This is a genomic window from Nguyenibacter vanlangensis (assembly GCF_013376155.1).
In the GTDB taxonomy this organism is placed as follows: Bacteria; Pseudomonadota; Alphaproteobacteria; order Acetobacterales; family Acetobacteraceae; genus Gluconacetobacter; species Gluconacetobacter vanlangensis.
Genome location: NZ_JABXXP010000266.1, coordinates 1 through 3778, shown reverse-complemented (window position 1 = coordinate 3778; position 3778 = coordinate 1). Strand labels below are relative to the sequence as shown.

Here is a 3778-nt window from a genome sequence, read left to right as displayed (position 1 = left end):
TGCCGTGCTGCTGACCGTCGAGGACGGCGCCGAGGGCGGATTCGGCGCCTTCGTCATGCACCATCTGGCCCGCAACGGACTGCTCGACACCGTCCGCGTCCGGCCCATGACACTCCCGGACCGCTTCATCGACCACAACACTCAGGACGCCCAATATCGCGAGGCAGGTCTCGACGCACAGGCCATCGCCGCATGCGCGCGAAACGCCCTGGGCGTTCGAACCGGCAACGCCGCGCGCGTATCCCCACCCTTGCTAAAGGCGACAATCGGACCGAAATCATGATGGTGATGCGACGCTTGACGTTTTCCCTCCCCGTGGCGCTGGGCGTGGGCCTGGCGGTTCTGCCGGTCGCCGCGCCGGTCTTTGGTCCCGCCGCGGCCTCTGCCCAAACTGGGGCCCAAACCGGGGCCCAGGCCGGAACGCAGGCCCCGGCAGCGGCGGCCGGTCCCGTCAGCGCGCTCTACGCCGCGCTGCAGCAGATCCAGGCCGCGACCGGCAGTTCCTTCGCCCAGCGCGCCCAGATCCTGGCCCCGGTGGTGGACAAGGTTTATGATCTGGAAACCGTGCTGCGGGCATCGGTGGGCCTGCGCTATGGCGGGCTGTCCGGGGACGACCGGCAGAAATTGCTGGCCGTGTTCCGCCAGTTCACCGTGGCGCGCTACGTCTCCAGCTTCAAGCCGGGGGGCGATGCCCGTTTCAACGTCAATCCGGCGCCGCGCCCCTCGCCCGTGGGCAGCGACCAGATCGTGACCACCCATATCGGTTCGACCGACGATCCCGACGGCACCGAGATCGATTACGTGATGCGTCCCGGCCCCCAGGGCTGGCACATCGTCGATGTGTTGCTGAATGCACACATCAGCCAAGTTGCTGCACAGCGCTCCGATTTCAGCTCGACACTGGCGTCGGGGAATGTGCAGAACCTGATCTCGCTGCTAGAGAAGAAGGTCAAGGCGTTCTCCGAGGGCTGACCGCCCCCGCCGGCGCCGGCCCGAATCCTATGTGCCACCCCTTCGTCGACCCCGCCTCCGTCTGCTGACGGCCCGCGTCCCCCTGCCGGAAAGAGAATGTTCGCGCCGCTGCATGCCCTTGTCTCACCCGCCGGTCTGGCCACCCTGGTCGCGGCAGCCGGTTGCATGCAGGCGGCGCTGGGCACGGGGCTGGTCGCCCGATTCCGCTGGAACGAGCGGCACGTCCCCGCCGGCGACGCATTGCCGCCGGTCACGATCCTGAAGCCCCTGCATGGCGACGAGCCCCTGCTGGAAGAGGCTCTGGAGAGCTTCTGCACGCAGGATTATCCGTATCTGCAGATCGTCTTCGGCGTGCAGGATGCGGGCGACCCGGCGATCGCCATCGTGCAGCGCCTGCGCGCACGCCATCCCGGGGTTGCGATCGACCTGGTGATCGACCCGACCTATCACGGGGTCAATCGCAAGATCGGCAATCTGATCAACATGCTGCCGCGCGCGCGGCACGATGTCCTGGTCATCTCCGACTCGGACATCCATGTCGCGCCGGATTATCTGCGCCACGTCGTCCACGCGCTGGCGCAGCCCGGGGTCGGGCTGGCGACGACGCTCTATGCCGGCCTGCCGGCCACGCCCAGCATGGCGCGCCTGCTGGCGGCCTGCCACATCAACCATAATTTCCTGCCCGGGGTGATGCTGTCGCGCTATCTGGGGCGGCAGGACTGCCTGGGCGCCACCATGGCGCTGCGGCGCGAGACGCTGGAGCATATCGGCGGCCTGCCGGCCCTGGTACACCACGTCGCCGACGACGCGATGCTGGGGCGGCTGGTGCGCGAGCGCGGGCTGGAGATCGCCATCGCCTCGTGCATGACCTGGACCACGGTCGGCGAACCGGGACTCGGCGACGTACTGACGCACGAACTGCGCTGGGGCCGGACGGTGAAGACGCTCGAGCCAGCCGGCTATGCCGCGTCGGCCATCCAGCTCCCGCTGTTCTGGGCCGCGCTGGCGGTCCTGCTGCAACCCCATGCGCGCTGGAGCTGGGGCGTGTTCCTGGCCGTCTGGTTCAGCCGCGCCGTCACTGCCTTCGTGATGGACCGGCTGCTGGCCCAGCGCAGCCTGCTGCCGCTGCTGATGCTGCCGGTGCGGGACTGGATCTCGGCGGGCGTCATGGTCGGCAGCGTCAGCGGCACGCGCGTGGCATGGCGTGGACAGACGATGCATCTCGCGCCACATTCGGTTATGACGCCTCCATCCCACCCCGTCGCGCCGGGCGAGTAGCGCATGCCCACGCGACCAAGGACATAGCAAAGCAGGCCGTGCCGGACCCCCAATCCCCACGCCCGAGGATCTGCGTATCATGATGAAGACATTATTCCTGCAACCCCCTTCCTTCGACGGTTTCGACGGCGGCGCCGGGTCCCGCTATCAGGCCAAGCGGGAAATCCGGTCCTTCTGGTATCCGACCTGGCTGGCGCAGCCCGCCGCCCTGGTCGCGGGCAGCCGCCTGATCGACGCGCCGCCGGCCCGCATGGGGATGGAGCCGATCCTGCAGGACGTGCGCAACCGCGATCTGGTCGTGATGCACACCTCGACCCCGTCCTTCGCGTCGGACGTGCGGGTGGCGCAGATGCTCAAGGACGCCAACCCGTCGCTGAAGATCGGCATGGTCGGCGCCAAGGTCGCCGTCCAGCCCGAGGAAAGCCTGCTGAAGGGCGCGCCGGTCGACTTCGTGGCACGCAACGAATTCGACTTCACGATCAAGGAGATCGCCGAGGGCCGCGACCTGAAGGACGTGGACGGCATTTCCTGGCGCAACGCCGACGGGGTCGTCGTCCATAACCGCGATCGCGCCATGATCGAGAACATGGACAGCCTGCCCTTCGTCACCGAAGTGTACAAGCGCGACCTGAAGATCGAGGATTATTTCATCGGGTACCTGATGCACCCGTATATCTCGATCTATACCGGCCGCGGCTGCAAGTCGCGCTGCACCTTCTGCCTGTGGCCGCAGACGGTCGGCGGTCATCATTACCGCACCCGCAGCCCCGAGCACGTGGCGGCCGAAATCCGCCTGGCACGGCAATATTTCCCGCAGGTCAAGGAATTCTTCTTCGACGACGACACCTTCACCGACGACCTGCCGCGCGCCGAGGCGATCGCGCGGGAACTGGGCAAGATGGGCGTCACCTGGTCGTGCAACGCCAAGGCGAACGTGCCCCGCAAGACGCTGGAAGTGCTGAAGGATAACGGGCTGCGCCTGCTGCTGGTGGGCTATGAGAGCGGCAACCAGCAGATCCTGCACAACATCAAGAAGGGCATGCGCGTCGAAGTGGCGCGCGAATTCACCAGGAACTGCCACGAGCTGGGGATCAAGATCCACGGCACGTTCATCCTGGGCCTGCCCGGCGAGACCAAGGAGACGATCCAGGAGACGATCAAGTTCGCCACCGAGATCAATCCGCACACGCTGCAGGTGTCGCTGGCCGCGCCCTATCCCGGCACGTTCCTGCACCGCCAGGCGACCGAGAATGGCTGGCTGGACGAAAGCAACGCCGAGCTGATCGACGAGAACGGCGTGCAGATCGCGCCGCTGCACTATCCGCACCTGTCGCACACCGAAATCTTCGGCAGCGTCGAGGAATTCTACCGGAAATTCTATTTCCGCGCGCCCAAGATCGCCTCGATCGTCGGCGAGATGGTGCGCAGCCCGCAGATGATGAAGCGCCGCCTGCGCGAGGGCGTGGAATTCTTCCAGTTCCTGCGCGACCGCCGCGCGGCCTGAGCCCGGTCGCGCGCCGGGGCGGCC

4 protein-coding genes are annotated in these 3778 nt (G+C 67.0%); all 4 read left to right on the top strand.

Going from position 1 to position 3778, the window contains the following annotated elements:
• Nucleotides 1-283 (top strand): transketolase C-terminal domain-containing protein (locus HUK84_RS12095; RefSeq protein WP_281362805.1); only part of this gene is annotated, 283 nt, incomplete at its 5' end.
• 5 nt (nt 284-288) lie between these two features.
• A complete protein-coding gene (locus tag HUK84_RS12090) occupies nt 289-972 on the top strand; it encodes an ABC transporter substrate-binding protein (protein ID WP_246285647.1) in 684 nt (227 codons plus the stop codon).
• Nucleotides 973-1068: 96 nt separating this feature from the next.
• Complete coding sequence (gene hpnI / locus HUK84_RS12085; RefSeq protein ID WP_176640514.1) at nt 1069-2250, top strand: bacteriohopanetetrol glucosamine biosynthesis glycosyltransferase HpnI; 1182 nt, start codon at nt 1069-1071, stop codon at nt 2248-2250.
• 79 nt (nt 2251-2329) lie between these two features.
• Nucleotides 2330-3754 carry a hopanoid biosynthesis associated radical SAM protein HpnJ gene (gene hpnJ / locus HUK84_RS12080; RefSeq protein ID WP_176640513.1) on the top strand — a complete coding sequence of 475 codons (1425 nt, stop codon included), beginning with the start codon at nt 2330-2332 and terminating at the stop codon, nt 3752-3754.
• The last annotated feature ends 24 nt before the right edge of the window (nt 3755-3778 follow it).